At 46.0% G+C, this 17,215-nt stretch carries 18 protein-coding genes and 1 pseudogene; 5 read left to right on the top strand and 14 right to left on the bottom strand.

What is annotated here, in order from left to right; genetic code table 11:
* Positions 1–570 carry a TetR/AcrR family transcriptional regulator gene (locus AB4114_RS20255; RefSeq protein WP_441990064.1) on the bottom strand — a complete coding sequence of 190 codons (570 nt, stop codon included), beginning with the start codon at positions 568–570 and terminating at the stop codon, positions 1–3.
* Positions 571–719: 149 nt separating this feature from the next.
* Here AB4114_RS20255 and AB4114_RS20250 point away from each other — a divergent pair, with 149 nt between their 5' ends.
* Positions 720–1,649, top strand: coding sequence for a ketopantoate reductase family protein (locus tag AB4114_RS20250; RefSeq protein WP_441990063.1), 930 nt, complete (start codon positions 720–722; stop codon positions 1,647–1,649).
* A complete protein-coding gene (locus AB4114_RS20245) occupies positions 1,633–1,995 on the top strand; it encodes a hypothetical protein (protein ID WP_441990062.1) in 363 nt (120 codons plus the stop codon). Before AB4114_RS20250 ends, AB4114_RS20245 begins: the two co-directional genes overlap by 17 nt.
* Positions 1,996–2,009: 14 nt before the next feature.
* Here the strand turns inward: AB4114_RS20245 and AB4114_RS20240 are convergent, their stop codons facing one another.
* The 4 genes and pseudogenes from AB4114_RS20240 to AB4114_RS20225 form a co-directional block, all read right to left on the bottom strand.
* A complete protein-coding gene (locus AB4114_RS20240) occupies positions 2,010–2,552 on the bottom strand; it encodes an HNH endonuclease (protein ID WP_441990061.1) in 543 nt (180 codons plus the stop codon).
* A 265-nt stretch (positions 2,553–2,817) separates the two neighbouring features.
* The gene (gene rlmH, locus AB4114_RS20235) at positions 2,818–3,297 is read right to left on the bottom strand and encodes a 23S rRNA (pseudouridine(1915)-N(3))-methyltransferase RlmH (protein WP_056622595.1); all 480 of its coding nucleotides are present in this window, start codon (positions 3,295–3,297) and stop codon (positions 2,818–2,820) included.
* A gap of 231 nt (positions 3,298–3,528) precedes the next feature.
* Positions 3,529–3,784 (bottom strand): annotated as a pseudogene (locus tag AB4114_RS20230) (SDR family NAD(P)-dependent oxidoreductase); the annotation flags it as partial.
* Between the two features lie 34 nt (positions 3,785–3,818).
* Positions 3,819–4,571, bottom strand: coding sequence for an SDR family NAD(P)-dependent oxidoreductase (locus AB4114_RS20225; RefSeq protein ID WP_441990060.1), 753 nt, complete (start codon positions 4,569–4,571; stop codon positions 3,819–3,821).
* A gap of 181 nt (positions 4,572–4,752) precedes the next feature.
* Here AB4114_RS20225 and AB4114_RS20220 point away from each other — a divergent pair, with 181 nt between their 5' ends.
* Complete coding sequence (locus AB4114_RS20220; RefSeq protein WP_441990059.1) at positions 4,753–5,397, top strand: TetR/AcrR family transcriptional regulator; 645 nt, start codon at positions 4,753–4,755, stop codon at positions 5,395–5,397.
* A gap of 48 nt (positions 5,398–5,445) precedes the next feature.
* On the opposite strand, the gene AB4114_RS20215 is transcribed toward AB4114_RS20220, so the two are convergent.
* Positions 5,446–6,759: a purine/pyrimidine permease gene (locus AB4114_RS20215; RefSeq protein ID WP_441990058.1), complete on the bottom strand. Its 1,314-nt coding sequence runs from the start codon at positions 6,757–6,759 to the stop codon at positions 5,446–5,448.
* Positions 6,760–6,873: 114 nt separating this feature from the next.
* On the opposite strand from AB4114_RS20215, the gene AB4114_RS20210 reads away from it, so the two are divergent.
* Complete coding sequence (locus tag AB4114_RS20210) at positions 6,874–7,749, top strand: LysR family transcriptional regulator (RefSeq protein WP_441990057.1); 876 nt, start codon at positions 6,874–6,876, stop codon at positions 7,747–7,749.
* Between the two features lie 96 nt (positions 7,750–7,845).
* Here AB4114_RS20210 and AB4114_RS20205 read toward each other — a convergent pair whose 3' ends face one another.
* A complete protein-coding gene (locus AB4114_RS20205; protein ID WP_063795715.1) occupies positions 7,846–8,013 on the bottom strand; it encodes a CxxH/CxxC protein in 168 nt (55 codons plus the stop codon).
* Positions 8,014–8,109: 96 nt separating this feature from the next.
* Positions 8,110–9,339, bottom strand: coding sequence for a S1C family serine protease (locus AB4114_RS20200; RefSeq protein ID WP_441990056.1), 1,230 nt, complete (start codon positions 9,337–9,339; stop codon positions 8,110–8,112).
* 250 nt (positions 9,340–9,589) lie between these two features.
* Between AB4114_RS20200 and AB4114_RS20195 the strand changes: the two genes are divergently transcribed.
* Positions 9,590–9,799 carry a hypothetical protein gene (locus AB4114_RS20195; RefSeq protein ID WP_056622608.1) on the top strand — a complete coding sequence of 70 codons (210 nt, stop codon included), beginning with the start codon at positions 9,590–9,592 and terminating at the stop codon, positions 9,797–9,799.
* Here the strand turns inward: AB4114_RS20195 and AB4114_RS20190 are convergent.
* The 6 genes from AB4114_RS20190 to AB4114_RS20165 all read right to left on the bottom strand — a co-directional run bounded on the left by AB4114_RS20190 (position 9,768) and on the right by AB4114_RS20165 (position 17,051).
* On the bottom strand, positions 9,768–10,568 hold the full coding sequence (locus AB4114_RS20190; protein ID WP_171636271.1) for an MBL fold metallo-hydrolase: 801 nt from the start codon (positions 10,566–10,568) through the stop codon (positions 9,768–9,770). The two genes, AB4114_RS20195 and AB4114_RS20190, sit on opposite strands and share 32 nt — an antisense overlap.
* 54 nt (positions 10,569–10,622) lie before the next feature.
* Positions 10,623–11,438: a two-component system regulatory protein YycI gene (gene yycI / locus AB4114_RS20185; protein WP_441990055.1), complete on the bottom strand. Its 816-nt coding sequence runs from the start codon at positions 11,436–11,438 to the stop codon at positions 10,623–10,625.
* A 30-nt stretch (positions 11,439–11,468) separates the two neighbouring features.
* Positions 11,469–12,755 carry a YycH family regulatory protein gene (locus AB4114_RS20180; RefSeq protein ID WP_441990054.1) on the bottom strand — a complete coding sequence of 429 codons (1,287 nt, stop codon included), beginning with the start codon at positions 12,753–12,755 and terminating at the stop codon, positions 11,469–11,471.
* Complete coding sequence (gene walK / locus AB4114_RS20175; protein WP_441990053.1) at positions 12,752–14,587, bottom strand: cell wall metabolism sensor histidine kinase WalK; 1,836 nt, start codon at positions 14,585–14,587, stop codon at positions 12,752–12,754. The genes AB4114_RS20180 and walK overlap by 4 nt, the downstream gene beginning before the upstream one ends.
* Positions 14,588–14,589: 2 nt before the next feature.
* Positions 14,590–15,309 (bottom strand): response regulator YycF, encoded by a 720-nt coding sequence (yycF, locus tag AB4114_RS20170; RefSeq protein ID WP_056622616.1) that lies wholly within the window; start codon positions 15,307–15,309, stop codon positions 14,590–14,592.
* A gap of 182 nt (positions 15,310–15,491) precedes the next feature.
* Positions 15,492–17,051, bottom strand: a complete 1,560-nt coding sequence (locus AB4114_RS20165) for a peptidoglycan DD-metalloendopeptidase family protein (RefSeq protein ID WP_441990052.1) — start codon at positions 17,049–17,051, stop codon at positions 15,492–15,494.
* Positions 17,052–17,215: the final 164 nt, after the last annotated feature.

The raw sequence follows: 17,215 nt of genomic DNA, 5'->3' as shown, positions 1-17,215 counted from the left end.
TTACTCTTTCTTGACCGTGCCAAAGATATGAAACGGCGTTATCCCATTTGCGAATAGGCTATCTATCAGCTTGACCAATTCTTCCGACGATAAATCTTTGCCGTTGCGTATCCAAAGGCGAAACAAAGATAGCAATGTTGATATATAAAACTCAATCAGGTATGGCGCTAAGATATCATTTGTTGGAAGATTCACAATCAATCTCTCAAAGGGAATTTCTCTTTTCAGGCGTTCAACGAAATGAACAGAACCATAGTCACCCAGGAGGGCTTTTAGGACAGAAATATCTTCTGTACTTTCCAAGCATTGAAGCGCATCTTGGAAAGTATGCGTTGAAAGCTCCCTGTTTGCCATTTCCTCGTTAATGGATTTCAAAACCTTCTCTTCAACATAGTCCAACAACTCATAAATATCTGTAAAGTATTGATAAAATGTACTGCGGTTATATCCTGACTTGTTGGCAATCTCTTGAATAGATATTTTTTCAATTGGCTTTTGGCTATATAAATCACAGAACACATTTATAAAGGTCTGCCTGGTTTTGTCCGTAATTTCAGGTTGCTTGTTCATGCTTTGTCTCCATTTCCGGTTCAATAGATGATCCGACAGATATTGAAAATCTGATGGTTGATGTCCGTATAGTGAATCCATACAATATTATTATACAACACGTTGTTTGATCATCAATAAGGAATATCAACTCTTTGGGGGAGTCTAACATGAAAATTTTATTCTTCGGTAGAGGTGTAATATCGACCCAATATGCGTGGGCTTTCGAACAGGCAGGTCATACAGTTGAGTTTTACGTTAGAAAGGGGAGGAAAGAAACCTTCGGAAGCAGTATCGAGCTTGAAATGTGGGACGCACGAAAAGGGAAAAAGCTAATAAAAGAAAGCTGGAACGTCAAACTACATGAGGAGATCCTTCGAAATAATGATCTCATTATTGTGAGCGTCAACACGGAACAACTCCCAGAAGTAGCACAATTCCTATCAACTGCCGCAGGAAATACCCCTATCCTCATATTCAATAACATTTGGCAAGACCTAAAGTCATCGATCGCACCATTGTCTATGAACAATGTTGTCTTTGGCTTCCCCGGAGCAGGAGGCGGCATAGCGGACAATAAGCTTAGAGGCGGCTTTTTGAAAATGGTATTTCTAGAAAAACCACGGACAGGCACTGAACCTATTAACCAATTGGTCAAGGAATGTTTTGAAAGTGCCCATTTTAAAATTAGCTGGGTAAAGGATATGCAAAACTGGCTATGGAATCACTTTGCCATGAATGCAGCGATGGAAGCCGAGGTGTTAAAACGGGGAAGTTTTCCAGCGCTCATGAACCATAGTGACTCATTTTCCAATCTTGGGTTGAATATGAGGGAAATGATTCCTGTACTTAAAGCAAGAGGTGCAAAGCTTGATACCATTTCTCTCCTGCTGACTAAAATTCCACCGGGACTTCTCGGCACACTTTTTAACAAGATTATTTTTGCAAAAGGCAGCTTACCGCGACTTTTTGTGGAATACAACAATAGTAAAGCAGGTTTTGCGGTACTTGAAGTTGTGAGAGAAGCAAAAAAGGTAAGCATACCTTTGCCGCGTCTTACGATGGCATTTGAAAATACTGAATATGCAAAAGAAATTTAAAGAAGCCTTCGATATAACCGCTATGAGAACTGGAGCAACAAGCGCAGACGAGGCAAGAGTGATGAGCCGATTATATCCGATGGAGAACATGAAGCCATTATCCACGATACATACATTATGGGAGAGAGTCCAGTTCCTTCTCCAGAAGAAGTCGTTCACGCCATCTCGCTTCTTTGACGGTGAGTTCCTGCTGTCCGGGCTGATCCGCTGTCCGAAGTGTGTCGCAGCGATGGTTGCTTGCCGTACCCGGAGCAAGGGACTCACCACCGCTTCATACGAACAGCGAAAAACGTTGCTGCACATGTATATCAAGCGGATTACGATGAACACAAGCAAGACAAGCTAATGGAAAATGTGTGTCTAGCTGCGTCTATTCAGTTCCTCAGCTATCTGAACAAATATGCTTGAAAGGGTAATTTCCGATCCGCCCTTAGTTTGATTCATATGAACGCCAGAATTACTAAAGAAGCGTTTCATTAAAGCTTTATCTGTCAGTATTTCATTTACATCATCAATTCGGTCTAAGAGTTCAAAACTCCTCAGCTCTCTCAATATATCTTCTTGAATCAGTGTTGTGTAATCTTGTCTTTCAACCCAATTTAAAAATGCCTCACGAGATTTTGTTTTTGGAGCCCGATCATGACAGCTTTTACACATCAGAAATAGATTTTCCGGGATGTCCTCTCCGCCAAATTGACGTGCAATAATATGGCAACGTTGGAGAGGTGCCTTTTCCCAGTTTTTTATAATTTCTAAACGGTTAGCACTAGCCTTTTTCAAATCATGTTTAGTATCGAAATGGCGCTTACAGGCCCAGCAACATGGCTCGCCCCAGTCGAATCCACTTCTATCTAACCAGTCCATCCAATGTTCGAAAATCTGAGCTTTTGTGGGCATAGTCATAGTTAAGCTCCCTCTCCCTCAATTTCTTAATTAGCTTATAAATTTATAACAGGATACCGGATATCCATGCTAAATTCGAACATTAAATGTATAGTTATGGGGAGAATGTCGATAAGGAGCGATAATATGGATACCAGTGAAGCAACTGCCCTACGTATAAAATGGGGCAACAAACCTTGCAGTCATCCTCATGTAGTCAGTGAAACCACACCTGTCCATTAATTCAATAGCTTCTAGCCGCTCGCCTAAAGGCTTATTTTCGCCGTCACTTATGGTAAGGTTCCCCCCGATTTATCCGCATCGCGCGATAAATCTGCTCCACCAGCACCAGCCGCATCAGCTGGTGAGGCAGCGTCATGCGGCCAAAACTCAGCCGCATATCCGCACGGCGCAGCAGCTCGCTGGACAGTCCCAGCGAGCCGCCTATAACGAAGGCCACCTGGCTCCGCCCATAGGTGGCCAACTTATCGAGCGAGCTCGCCAGCTGCTCGCTCGACCACATCTCGCCGTCGATGGCCAGCGCCACGACGTACACATCCGGGCGCAGCGCAGCCAGCAGCCGTGCGCCCTCACGATCCCGCACCTGCTGCTCCTCAGCAGGGCTCATGTTCTCAGGTGCCTTCTCATCCGGCACCTCAATCATCTGCATCTTGGCATACGGGCCAAGACGCTTCACATACTCCGCGATCCCATCCACGAGATAGCGCTCTTTTAATTTTCCAACGGTCAGTATCTGTATATGCATAACGTACCCCTTCACTTATCTCAATCATTTTTGTCCCATTCAATCAAATATTCATTCTTTTCTCTCATGTAACCATTCATTCCTCCCATCATACCATTCGATGCATATACGTACCAATAGCTCTCATTCATACCAAAAAGCCCAGAGTTATACCAACTCTAGGCCTTCTTTACTCACTATTTAAATTAAACTTGCGCCAAAAACTGATTAAAGTCCGCTATGCTCGGATTCTGTTAAGGTACTATACTGTGTAACCGTAAAATCGACCGCATGTTTGATCGAGTCCTCATTAGAGGCATCCAAGAATATGCCGACGGCTTCTCCACCCTCGTTAATGATCTTCTCTTGCTGCTTCTTTCGCAGCATCGACATTGAAATCGGTAATAACGAATTTGGCACCTTCTCTGGCCATTAAAGTGGCTGATGATAAGCCAATACCGGAGGCTCCTCCCGTTATTAACGCTACTTTGCCTTCCAGGCGTCTCATATCGAATCCCCCTTCGTTGATCGCATACGAATCTTTATTTAGCTGTAACGCCGCCATCGACAGGCAGTTCAACACCTGTAATATAGGCTGACTCATCAGAAGCCAGGAATAATACAGCTTCGGCTACCTCAGATGCGCGCCCGACTCTTGGCAATGCAGTCTGAGACAAGAACCATTGCAGCATCTGCTTATTATTTACAAATTCAGAGCTCATCGGCGTTTCGATAAAGCCAGGATGAACTGAATTGACACGAATGTGATCCTTGCCAAAATCCACAGCAGCCGCTTTGCTTAGCATGCGGACGCCACCTTTGGAAGCCGTGTACGCACCCGCTCCACTGCTGCCAGTTAGTCCTGCGATAGAGGAAATATTGACGATGGACCCACCCTTATTCACTTGCATATGTGGAATAACGTGCTTCATGCCCAAGAACGTACTCGTCAGGTTAATATTCATGACTTTATTCCATTGTTCAATGGTCGTATCCAGCAATCCAACTGCAAGGGAAATACCCGCATTATTGACCAAGACGTCCACTTTGCCGTAAGTCGCAACAGCTCCCTCGACTACTTTGATCCATTCTTCTTCAGAAACAACATTGTGTGCATAAGCTATGGCTTGACCTCCGGCAGCTTCAATCTCCTTCACAACAGCTTGTACAGCAGCTTCGTTAATGTCTGTTGCTACCACCATAGCCCCTTCTTTGGCAAATAATAGTGCTTCTTCACGGCCCATACCACTGCCTGCTCCGGTAATGATGGCAACTTTATTAGTAAGACGAGTCATTGCGATCTCTCCTTTTATGAAATGAAATTTTTAAATTATTACATAAATGATAGTATTACTATCACTACAATATTTATTATATCACCACGGTATTATGAACTCAACTTCCACTTGCTGAAAGAATACCCAGTCGATATAATACTTGTATTGAAATACCTCAGTTGAAAGGTTAATAACCCTCATGGATCCGAAAGCAAGATACGAGAAAGAACGATTTGACGGCAAGCAGCAACGACTATATCTGATTCTCGACGCAGCTGAGCGTGTATTTACGCTGAAGGGAATCGAAAAAACCACCATGCAGGATATCGCCAGTGACGCGAATATCGGCATCGCAACCTTATTTCGGTATTTTCCCAAAAAAGAAAAACTGATCGTTGCCGTAGCTACCAAATTGCTTGAACCGATGCTTCATCGTTTTCAATATGTCGCTGACCAGCCCCTGTCTTGTCTTGATAAGCTTGAACGTTTATTCGATGCCTTTATCGAAGATCAGAACGATTCGAGCATCAAATTCATGGTCGATTTTGAAAGCTACGCGTCGCACTCACTGGAACCGTTGGAGGGTATTCTCGACTTCAATGCCTTAAACCGGAAGATCTCACGTGAGTATGGCAGGATTATTCAAAATGGCATCGAAGACGGGTCAATTCGATCAGACCTTCCGGTCAAGGAGACCTTGACTACGATCATTAACACGTTCGGTCTCTTTTCCAAAAAACTGTCACTGCAGAAAAACATTCTCCTACTGGAGTCCGATCTGGACAACGAGCAGCAGTTGACTATTCTCAAGAACATTCTGATTGATTACCTGAAAGCTCGATAAACAGAACAAAGAGCCAGTTTCCTCCCTAGAGGAACTTGGCTCTTTCTTTTAGTTCGAAACGATCAATTTCGGGTCCGTCTGCCAGAACCGCTCAAGGGCCATGACCACTACAGTGGCAACTAATAGCCCGTTACCAAACGCATACTGCATGACTACAGGAAGCTCAGGCATTGGTGAAGCCGCGATGAGGGTGAATCCGGCACCGACCAGAATTCCGATTCCCAGAATCGTCAACTGGCGCTGTGTTTGAACGACGCGCGATAAGGAAGAGAATGAGTTACTGGTCATTTGCACGAAAGTCGCTAACGAGACCGCACTAGCTACGGACGTAGGCAGCTGAGCAAGGAAATGAACGATCGAAGGGACAAGAGCAATGGCCGAGAGCGCCACGCAGGCGATGAGGAACGGCATTCTTCTCGTTTGCCCCGTCATTCTGATAAAACTCGCCGTAACCGGAAGCGAAACGACACCGACAGCGGAAAACAAAGCCGAAAGTCCGTGAGATACGCCTGCAATGAGGCTAGCCCGGTTGTAGACATTCTTGCCAGGAAGCTCCTTCCGCGGGACAGCCTGCTGAGCCGCTGTAATAGCGGCAACAAGATTTGAAACAAGGATCAGCGTAAATAGCGCGGCCGTTAGAGCCATGCCTGGATTCAACTGGGGTAATCCCCATGCCCAAATATCGGGAAGCTTGATCCATGCACCGGAAGCCGAGCCAGAAGTAGAGACCCCTCCGACGGCCAATGCTTGAAGCACCCAACCGCCGGTAATCCCTAGCAGTACGGCGTAGTTGCGCGTCCATCCTTTCCCTTTTACATTCAGGAACACCACGCCACCGAACACCGCTAACGAGATCAGAATCGTTCCATAATCTACGGCCCCTTGCCCTGCTTTCAAGCCGAACATGCCTTTCAGAAACACACCACTCAGCTGCAAAGACAAGATGAACAAGAATAAATTCGTCACGAGTGGTGTAAATAGATTAAGGAGTTTATAAAAGAGGCCTGTTATGCCCAGTAAAAACAACAGCACACCGGCCATTAGCAGTCCGCCTTCTAGAACTTGCAGTGCTTCTTTGGCCGTGTGACCTTGGTTCGCGGAGATACCGGCCATCATGACAAACACGCTTACCCATGAACCCGCTGGACCATCCACGATCGGGAATCGATGCCCGAGTGCTGCTTGCAGCATTGAACTAAGTCCAACTACGAAAAATGTACGCTGCATCAACGAGGCAATTTCGTCCTGAGACAAATGAAAAAGACCACCAATTACGATAGGAAGTGCCACGGAACTAGCGGTCATAAAAATAAACCATTGTAGAACATGTAGATACGGATTGGAATGATACTTCCGAAGCATAAAGGCTCCCCCTTTTCTGTCGGTTTCTATGGTATCATATCGTTAAGTATACGAAAAATATCTATATCCTTTGGTTTTCATACTTTTATCGTTTGGAAAGGAATCGTCACTACGATGGATATTCGCCAACTTCGTTATTTCATCGCAATCGCTGAAGAGAAGCAAATTACGGCTGCCGCCCAAAGACTGCACATGACGCAGCCCCCGCTAGGACAACAATTGAAGCTCATGGAGCAAGAGTTGGGTGTCGAGCTCATTCTACGAACAGGTAAAGTCATCGAACTGACCGAAGCCGGACAGGCGTTATATAAACACGCCCTATATTTGACGAAGCTTATAGAGGAAGCCGAGAATGATGTAAAAGAGATCGGCAAGGGTACGCGCGGCAAGTTACGAATAGGCGTTAACACACTGTCCTCGGCCCAACTGCCGCAATTGCTACGTATTTTCAAAACCCGCTACCCAGAGGTTACGTATAAAATACAACAGAATGAATCCGCACAGCTGCTCCGGCTTATTCGAGAACATACCATCGAGCTTGCTATCATCCGGCTCCCGATGGAATTAAGTGATTTTGAAGTCATCCAGCTGCAATCTGAACCTTTTTATTTCGTTACAGCTAAATCCTTCGCGTCGGAATCACAGGCATTCACTTACGCTGATATTCAACGTTATCCGCTCATTTTGCCTAGTACAGAGGGTCTTGGGTTGTATCATAGTATCATCGATCGATTCAACGAACGCGGTTTGCAGCCTAACGTAATCGGGGAATGTTCCGATATGGTCACGCTATTGGACTGGGTATCCTCTGGAGATGCAACAACGATTGTACCCGAGTCCATTATTAAATTGCATCGCGAATATGCGTTCCAAGCTTATGAAATCGCAGATAGTCAGCTCAAATTAGCAACCGGATTAATATGGCTGAAGGATCGCCATGTATCCAAAGCAGCCCAGCATTTTATCGAGCTTATGCAAGAAAACCAATAACATTAGTGTGTTTATTTGGGGCGGTTCCGACTTCCCCTCCCACATACCCCACAACTTATAAATTCTGCACAGAAAAAAGAGGCCCTTAGGCCTCCCTCACACGATAAGAAAACGTGATAATGACTGGCAATGCTCGCAGTGCTCAGGCGGTGCCCAGTGGGCGAAGTGGGTTTTCTGCAAATCCACCACGTCTGGCGCTTCCTCATACTCATCAACAAATTCATCTATGGCTATTTCCACATGATCTTTACAAACGACATGCATGTTTAGTACCTCTCATCCGCAACGGTTCTGTAGATTTCTAATCTATCACTAGTTCTTGCACTAGTTCTTGCACTAGTTCTTGCACTTACACTTCCACTACTTATCCGTCGCCTCAACCAGCGTCAGCACCGTCGTCAGCTTCTTCCCGCCGCGATAGTACACCACGTTGATCTTATCGCCGATTTTCTTTTCATTGTAAAGGTACTTCCTCAGCCCAATCGTGCTCTCAATCTTGCGATCGTCCAGCTGCACGATAACATCCTGAGCCTTCAGTCCCGCTTCTTTCGCAGGGCCAGAGACGTCGAAGACAATAACTCCAGTTTTGACATCCGCAGGCAGCTTTAATACATCCGTCCCCTTAAAAGCTTGCAGCTCCTGCGTCGACACCCCAATCAACGGTCGTTTCACCTTGTGGTCCTTGATGAGACTATCAATAATCGGTGTCACACTATTAATGGGAATCGCAAAGCCTAAACCTTCAACGCCTGTGTCCGAAATCTTCATCGAATTGATGCCGATCACTTTGCCTTCGATATTGACCAGCGGTCCTCCGCTGTTGCCTTGATTAATCGCGGCATCCGTTTGGATGACGTCCATTTCCCAGTCATAGTCGGTACCTTCGCGTGAAAGTGAGACAGGTATCGTCCGCTTCGGTGAAGAAACGATGCCTTGCGTCACGGTTGGTGAGAAGCCAAGGCCTAGCGGATTACCCACGGCTATCGCCATCTCGCCCGCTCTTAGCTTATCGGAATCGCCAAACTCAGCAAGTATTTTCACATCTTTGCCATCTGCCTCTAGTACAGCCAAATCGGTAATCCGATCGCGGCCAACCAACGTAGCTTTGCGATGCTCGCCTTCGAAGTTCACGATTTCGAACTGGTTTCCATTCTCCACAACATGGCTATTCGTCACAATGCGAACTTTATCACCGCTGCGTGCGAACATGACACCTGACCCGATACCAATGCCTGTTTCCTGCCCCGCATCGTCCTTCTTCGAAGAGATGACACTGACTACGGCTGGTTTTATTCTCTCCGTCGCTGCAACAACCGAGTCATTGCTATTCATCGGATGCACATCCGCTTTGGCTACCACAGGAATCGCAAGTGCGTTTCCTGATGAGTTACTTCCTCCAATAGCGTGGACAATTCCTACCATGATGAGCATGCCTAGTGCCCCAATGAGTCCTGCGATGAGGGCTACATACCGTCTTCGACCAGCGAAGCTTGTGAAACTCGTGAAATTCCCTGTCCCTTTGGGACGCCAGACCGGCTCGCGCCTTCTGGACCTTTTGGTCGAATAAAAATCATCATCAAACAAACTCATTTCAGGTCCCTCCTCGCTGACGGGGTTTGAAGCTCACTCGCCTTGCTTTATTTCAATCCATGGATGGGGTCACGAAGACATCACCCTGCGATTGTTTTTTCACAAAATATAGGAATGTTTCGCTCGCTTCTTGCCTACAATAATAGTAAACCAAATCTCTCACCGAATTACTAGAGTGTTACGAAATTTTTCCACATAGGCTTCGATAGAAATTTTTCTCACTAGACCTTATTTAAAGGAGAATGCCACTATGAACCGTATTCCATCCCATTTTGAAGAAATTAATATGATCGGCAAGCTTGCTGACCTTAAGGAAAGCCACTATCACCAATCGCTCGTTCTCTCATCTCTTATTCAGGTCTTGATTGATAAAGGTCTTATTACCGCGCAAGAAATCCAGCTCAAGTCCCAGGAACTCGACGCTGCACTTACTCCGAATCCAATACATCCCATTTCGTAGAACGGTCAAAATATGTATCCATCAGCCGCAGCTGTTTCGCCTCAGGCGCTCGCTCCTGTACTATGTTATTCACGGTTAGCCTGGCCAAATCCATTAAGTTATGATCACGGCTAAGGTGCGCCATATAGACAGATTTCGTCTTATTCGTCATGATATCACAGAGCGCTTCCCCTGCGGCTTCGTTGGATAAATGTCCCTTGTCTCCGAGAATACGTCGCTTAATGCTCCATGGATAATGCCCCACGCGCAGCATGTCCACATCATGATTGGTTTCGAGAACCAAGGCATCCGAATCCGAGATCTTTTCTTTCACTTTTTCGCTCATATACCCGAGATCCGTTACGACACTTAATTTCTGTTCGCCTTCATAAAAGACGTAACCCACCGGCTCCGCCGCATCATGAGATATCCCGAAGGATTCCACCTTCAATGAGCCGAACTCCTCTACGCCGCCTGTATCCATCACACGCTTGTTGCCTTCGGCGATCACGCCAATTTGGCGATCTAACTCAACCCACGTCTTTTCATTGGCGTATATCGGCACATCATATTTCCGAGCGAACGCACCGAGTCCCTTAATATGATCAGAATGCTCGTGCGTGACGAGAATACCGTCAATACTACTCGCGGCGAGCTCCCGCTCCTTCATGAGCAGCTCCATCTTCTTCGCACTGAAGCCTACGTCAATCAGCAGCTTAACTTCACCGTTATCGACAACTGTTGCATTCCCCGTTGAACCACTTGATAACACCGTAAATCGAATTCCCATCTTCCCTACTCCTCTATGCCTACCTGTGTGCCAGTTGGTTATTCCTTGCTAGTGTTACTTCTTCGGTGTGTTCTTTGCACCTGGAGCTGGAGAACCAGTGGATGTCTCTCCATCAACCTTCAAGCCAAATGGGGTAAGTGCTGCCCCCTTCTCCACCGCGCCATTGAAAGCTTGTAAATAATAAATATCTCCGTTATCAATCGTTATGCGCCAGTGCGGATACATCGGCTGTGTTTGCGAGTTATAAGGTTGTCCGTGATACCCCAACCGAACCTCGGTAATAATAGAGCCATCGCTTAAATAATTGTCCACTAAGCTGCGGACCGCTAATTGGGCCGAAATCATCTTCTGCTCCGTCTGTTCTACCTCTGATTCTACTTCAACGAAAGCTTGACGGTAACTGGTAATTTCTCCATTTTTCTCATTCAGCTCGACCATCACATCAAATAGTGGAATCTTGCTATACAATTGGGAAAATACATAGATTCCGTCTCGACTAATCGCTGAGTCTAGCTGATACATCGTAAAGTTTGGAATCTCCGACAGCGACTGAACCTCTTTGCTTGCGCCTTTACCGAGCAGTGCGCTCATGTAAAGTGGCGTTTTGAGCGTTCTCTCCTCGCCTGGCTTAATACTATCATCATATTTCACCGTGATGACTTTCAACTTAGGCGGATCAGTTGGAAGCTCGTCCGCAAGCCGAATATTTTTGTTGCGGAGCGCACGGTTCAAATCCTCCACAGTACTAGATGGATCCAAGGATACGCCAGTCTGATTGGAACGATTGGTGGACCACAGCTGGAAGCCGAGAATCATATTCAACAGTAAAAATGAAGCGATCAAAATCGACTTTGCCCTACTCCAATTCATAATCTCACCAACCCTTCCTTGTCATCCTGTCTATTCAATAAAATCATAGGTTCCGTCACGCAGCTCGATTGCCCACGTACTCGTTAATGTTAATGTCTTCTCCATAATAACCGGACGATACGCTGGGAATATAGAAACGATGCTGGATCGACGTTGATAATACTGTAATCGTTGCTCTATGGCTTCGCCCGACATCAACTCATTCTCTTTGCGTTGCCCCGACTTCAAATCGGGAATCACCATCGATCGTTCGAATCCTGAAATAACACCTTTCTGTACTTGCATATTCATCGTTCCAAAGCCTTCTGGCTGTGCGGTCACAATCGGAAGTGATTCATAGTACTGGCGGAATATGAAGGTCTGGTTGTCCAACTGCTTTTCTGGCGTGCGGGCTACCATATATTTCCCATCCCAACCAATATGTTGATTGATAAATTTAATGCCAGCCATCAAATCTTCCAACACCTCGGTTTTACTAGCCGCTGGTGCTACCGGATCGAAATACGTCACCCACCGCTGGTCTCGATTCAGTTGGAAACCGCGCTTGCTATCCGTGTAGATCTCCGAGCCATCCCGTTCTTTCAGATAGCGTGTAATGCCGGGGTCTACGAACAAGCTTTGCTTCAATTGATCCGCCGTAAGCTGCGTATAAGTAAATGTATAGCTAGGTAGATGCAGCGTCTTCAACGGTAGATAATAATCTCCGCTATTCGTGGTCTTATATAAATTGCTTGGTTCCCCGTAGGCCACGAAATTCTCAACGTCCTTGCTCGTGAAATCCGCTCCAATGACTTCATAACCAACACCTGGCGAATCCGTGAAGAAGAACGCACGAACCTCATCATTTGTCCCCTTGGAGTAGATCCAAATCTTCGTAATTTTATCATTCTCAACGGGAATTTCACCTTCAATTCGGAACAGCTGCTGAAGAATGGTGAAGGGAATTCCTTCCCTGAATCGAATCTCCACGCCCAGCTGCTTGGTCCGAACTTCTTCCCAATTCACATTGACGAGATACATGGACGTCTTACGGAAGCCTCTGAAGCTACGTTGCTTAATATTATCCAGCAATCTGGTGTAGTAGTAATTGCTTGGGTACAACACGGAATGCTGTTGATTTCCTAGGTGAATGATGAGTTGATCAGGAAATAGCATATCAGCTAGCTCCGCTTGCTTACCGAGCGTTTCTGTCTGCACATAGTTGCTTTGCTTAATGGGCTCAATCTTCGGAGGACTATATGAAGCTAGGATAAAGCTCTGATACAAGCTTGTTCCAATCAATAGAACGAGCAAGACCGATTTCAGACTCTCTATCATACTTCCCCCTCCTCTTCCTGCCTAATTGGCAATGTAAATAGGACGCGTGTTCCTTGACCCAACTCTGACTCTAATGCAATTGTTCCACCATGTGCTTTCACTATTTCCCGGGCAATGGACAGACCTAATCCTGTGCCTCCCATGTTGCGAGAGCGTGCTTTATCTACGCGATAGAAACGATCGAAAATCCGCGAAAGGTCTTTCTTCGGAATCCCCATTCCGTTATCTTGTACGGATATTTCCAGTATCTCTTTATCAATCTTGCGAGCTTCCAAGCGAATCGTACCTTCGTCGCCGGTATATTTAATCGCATTGGATACCAAATTATCGAGCACCTGATCAATTTTATCACGATCAAGCAAGAGACTCGTTACGCCATATTCCACGTGTAACATAATTTGAATTTTCCGTTGCTGCAGCTGAAAAGAAAACCGGTCCGCGACCTCCTCCAGCATCTCGCTGACGAGCGTCGAGGACTTGCTCATCATCGACTGTTTCGAATCTAGTCGCGAGAGATGCAAGAGATCCGTCACCAAGCGGATCATCCGCTCGGTTTCGCTGCGCGTCACGCTGATGAAGCGTGACGCCAGCTGCGGCTCTTCAATCGCTCCGTCATCGAGCGCCTCGAGGTAGCTCTTGATCGTCGTCAGCGGCGTGCGCAGCTCATGAGAGACGTTAGCCACGAACTCTCGTCTGGCTTGCTCCAGCTTCTCCTGATCCGTTACGTCCTGCAGCACCGCAATGATCCCGTGCTGGCCCTCACCACGCTTATGAATCGGCGTAAACGTAATACGAACCGACAGCTTTTCATCCTCGTCATCTGGCAGCTGAATATCCAGCAGCGTCGTATTGACTTGCCCCGTCACTAAGCCGCGGATCGTATCTATCGGAATCCCGATGACTTCGGATATATCCAATCCCAGCGTTGTTTCCTCTTCCACTTGCAAGATCTGCTTCGCCCGGCGATTCAATACGATTACTTGTCCTCTATCATCCGTAGCAATAACGCCGTCATTCATATTCGTTAGAATGGACGCTAGCTTCTCCTTCTCTTCTTCATTGAGCGAGAGCGCCTCTTTCAGTCGATTCATCATGAAATTAAAGGTCTGCCCCAGCTGACCGATCTCGTCGGTCCCTTGAATGATGACCTGTTGATCAAAATTCCCCTCAGCTACAGCTGTTGCCTGCTTCGTAATCTCTTTAATAGGGTTCGTAATCGTGCTCGTTAAGAGAACACCTAATAAAGCAGTTAACCCCAGCGCAATCAACGTCGCCGAAATGAGAATTCGGTTAATCGAACGAATCGTCTTGTACACATCTTCCATGGAGGCGATGATGTACACCGCCCCTAAGACACGGGCCCCGCTGCCGACTGGCTTTGCGATAATAACCTTCCGATACCCATCCTCGTCCGTGAAGATCCGTTGATTATCCTTAATCCCTTGCAAGGCACGAATGACTTCTGGCTGTGTATTTTTTTGCTTCAAATGACTCGCGACCGACGTGCTAATCACGTTACCATTCGCATCAATGATTTGAATTTCCGCATTATTAATGGAAAAAAGATTGCTCACGAATTCATTCAAATCCGCGTAGGTTTTCTTACCCTCTGTCRCATTCTTGCTCTCCTGATCCCCCGTCAAATACGATTCAACGAAGCCAGCAAGCAGCGTGACCTGACTATTGCGGGATGCTAGGAAATCATTCTTAAAATATGTTTCTACCGTCTTATAGAAATACACCCCAATGAGCTGCATCGCGATCAGAATCAGCAGAACATAAATAATAATTAGCTTCGCTTGAATCGATTGAAAGAAGCGGATGCCCTTCATGTTTAGAAGCCTCCGGCTTTCGGACTGCGCATCAAATAGCCGAGACCCCTGCGCGTCATGATATATTCTGGACGACTTGGATCCGTCTCCAGCTTCTCGCGCAGGCGGCGAATCGTCACATCGACAGTTCGTACGTCGCCGAAATATTCAAAGCCCCACACCGCTTGCAGCAGGTGCTCACGAGTCATTACTTTGCCGGAGTTTTTGGCCAAATATTGAATGAGCTCGAACTCCCGATGTGTCAGATCAAGGGGTGTTCCATCCTTGTAAACCATGTACATGTCGTTATCGATAAAAAGCGCATGAATGCGCATCCCATTCCGCTGTGCCTCCGGCTCGTTCGGTGCCGTTTGCACCTTCGTCTGTCTGCGCAGATGCGCCTTCACACGGGCGAGCAGCTCCCTGGTGCCGAATGGCTTCGTCACATAGTCGTCTGCGCCCATCTCTAAGCCCAAGACCTTGTCCAGCTCTGTATCCTTCGCTGTCAGCATAATAATCGGCGTATTGAGCTTAGAGCGCACCTCACGGCATACATCCATGCCATCCTTCACAGGCAGCATGAGATCGAGCAGGATGAGATCCGGCTGTTCCGAGAACGCAAGCTCTACAGCGCTTCCACCATCGTACGCACAGATGACCTGATAGCCCTCTTTCTCTAGGTTAAACTTCAAAATATCTGCAATTGGTTGTTCGTCATCCACCACGAGAATTTTCCCAAACATACGACCACCGCCTACTATAAAGTAACTGACGCTGACACGCCTGAACGCGTGCAACTGCCAGAGTTAGATCCGTTTTTCAGACAGTAATTTCCTACATACTCTTCTTCATTTTAACATACATTGATTGAAAAAGAGACAAGGCCCCCCGAGTTGTTCGGATCGACCTTGCCTCTTATCTCATCTTAACGGTTCAAATATTTCAAAGGATTTTCCAAGTTACCGCTGCTGTGTATTTCAAAATGCAAATGCACACCAGTAGAGTCGCCTGTGCTCCCCATAATTCCAATTTTTTCGCCCTTTTCGACGATGGTGCCTGACTTCGTAGTAATTTGGCTTAAATGTCCATATAGTGTTTCATATCCATTCAAGTGGTTAATAATAATATAATTGCCGTAATCTGACTTGTAGCCCGTTTCGATGACTTTGCCGTTATCTGCTGCCATAATATTTCTGTTACCTGTGATGTCGATGCCCTTATGTAATTTGCCCCAACGATAACCGAATGTACTTGAGATACTAGGAGAAATAACAGGCCATGCGAACTTCCCTGTACCTTCACCTTTAATAACTTTTGTCCCTTTTTTCACCTTGGCAGTGACGGGCTGATCAATGATTTCTTCATTTACGACTTGCTCTTCGGTCATTAAACCATCGACCTTCGTTACTTGAATGGTTACTTTCTTAAGCCCATTCTTTCCTGGCGAAATCGGTTGGACGACGCCTAAGCGCATCGAATCGTCTTTCACATACTCGGTATCATACTGAATCTCTTGATTCTTTACGATTTTCTCCGTCGTTTTCACAGAAAGCGTTGGCTTCAGCACGGTAACTTCCAACTGATTCCCAATTTTAAGCTTATCATCTTGAAGCCCTGGGTTATTATCATAAATAAATTGCTTGGTGATGCCTAATTTCTTCGCAATACAAGAAACGCAGTCACCTTCAACAACGGTGTACTTCGCTGGTGCAACATCCCCAGTTTGCAGGGTCTTCACGACATCCTCTGGCTTAGCTAAATCCGTTGGATCGATAGGCACTTCCTCTTTTTCGACCTTTTGAACGAATTCCACCTTTTCAAGCTCAGATGGTGCTGTTGAGATATCCTCACCTAGACCGGTAGATAAGGCAGCTACTTTTTCGCTATTTTTCCCTTTAGGTGTAAATGGTTCGCTGACTTGATTTAGAATTTGATCGGCTGTTGCCTGATCCTTCACAATCGCTATCGTCTTGCCATCCACTTTCAGTGCCACACCCACAGGTTGCGGTATGAGTAATTGATCCAACGAGGAAATAACAGCAGAATCGTCCGTTTTCATATTGTAAGCCCTTTCAGACGTGTAGGTGATTCCGTCTGTTTTGAGTACGACATGAACATCTGGGAAATTCTTCTGAACATCTAACGGTTTGTTCTTCTTATATTCATCAATTATCTTATTATCGCTTACGATACCCACTTCTTGGTTGTTAAGCATCACATGATACACTTCATCCATGCCAGCTTCTACATACTGATGTCCGGTGAACGTAATCGCTCCCGTAAGTGCAATAACACCTACGCCTACTGCAAGAGACCATTTATGTCGTTTGATTACCGTTAGTGTCGTGGATGTCTGAACATCGGCTGGTTGAACTTCCTCTAGCTGCTTGTCTGATAATGATTCATTTCCGGTCAAGCTTTCTCGCTTAGGCGTGAATCTCTTAACGAGATCCATGACAAAACGCATTCCCCTGAAACCTGTCATGATCTTCTCCCTTTGAACGGTTTTGCATCCCTAGAGTAAACACTCGTAGATACATAAATAAACCTTGATTAGACATAATATCCATTATGCTATCTTTCTTTTGTTAAATTTAACACACTTTCCGTGCCTATTTCAACAAAATACTCGATCACCATGTGATAGAT

Source organism: Paenibacillus sp. 2RAB27 (assembly GCF_052115445.1).
Classification (GTDB): domain Bacteria; phylum Bacillota; class Bacilli; order Paenibacillales; family NBRC-103111; genus Paenibacillus_E.
The sequence above is the reverse complement of the archived record's forward strand: the minus strand, read 5'-3'. Positions and strand labels throughout refer to the sequence as shown.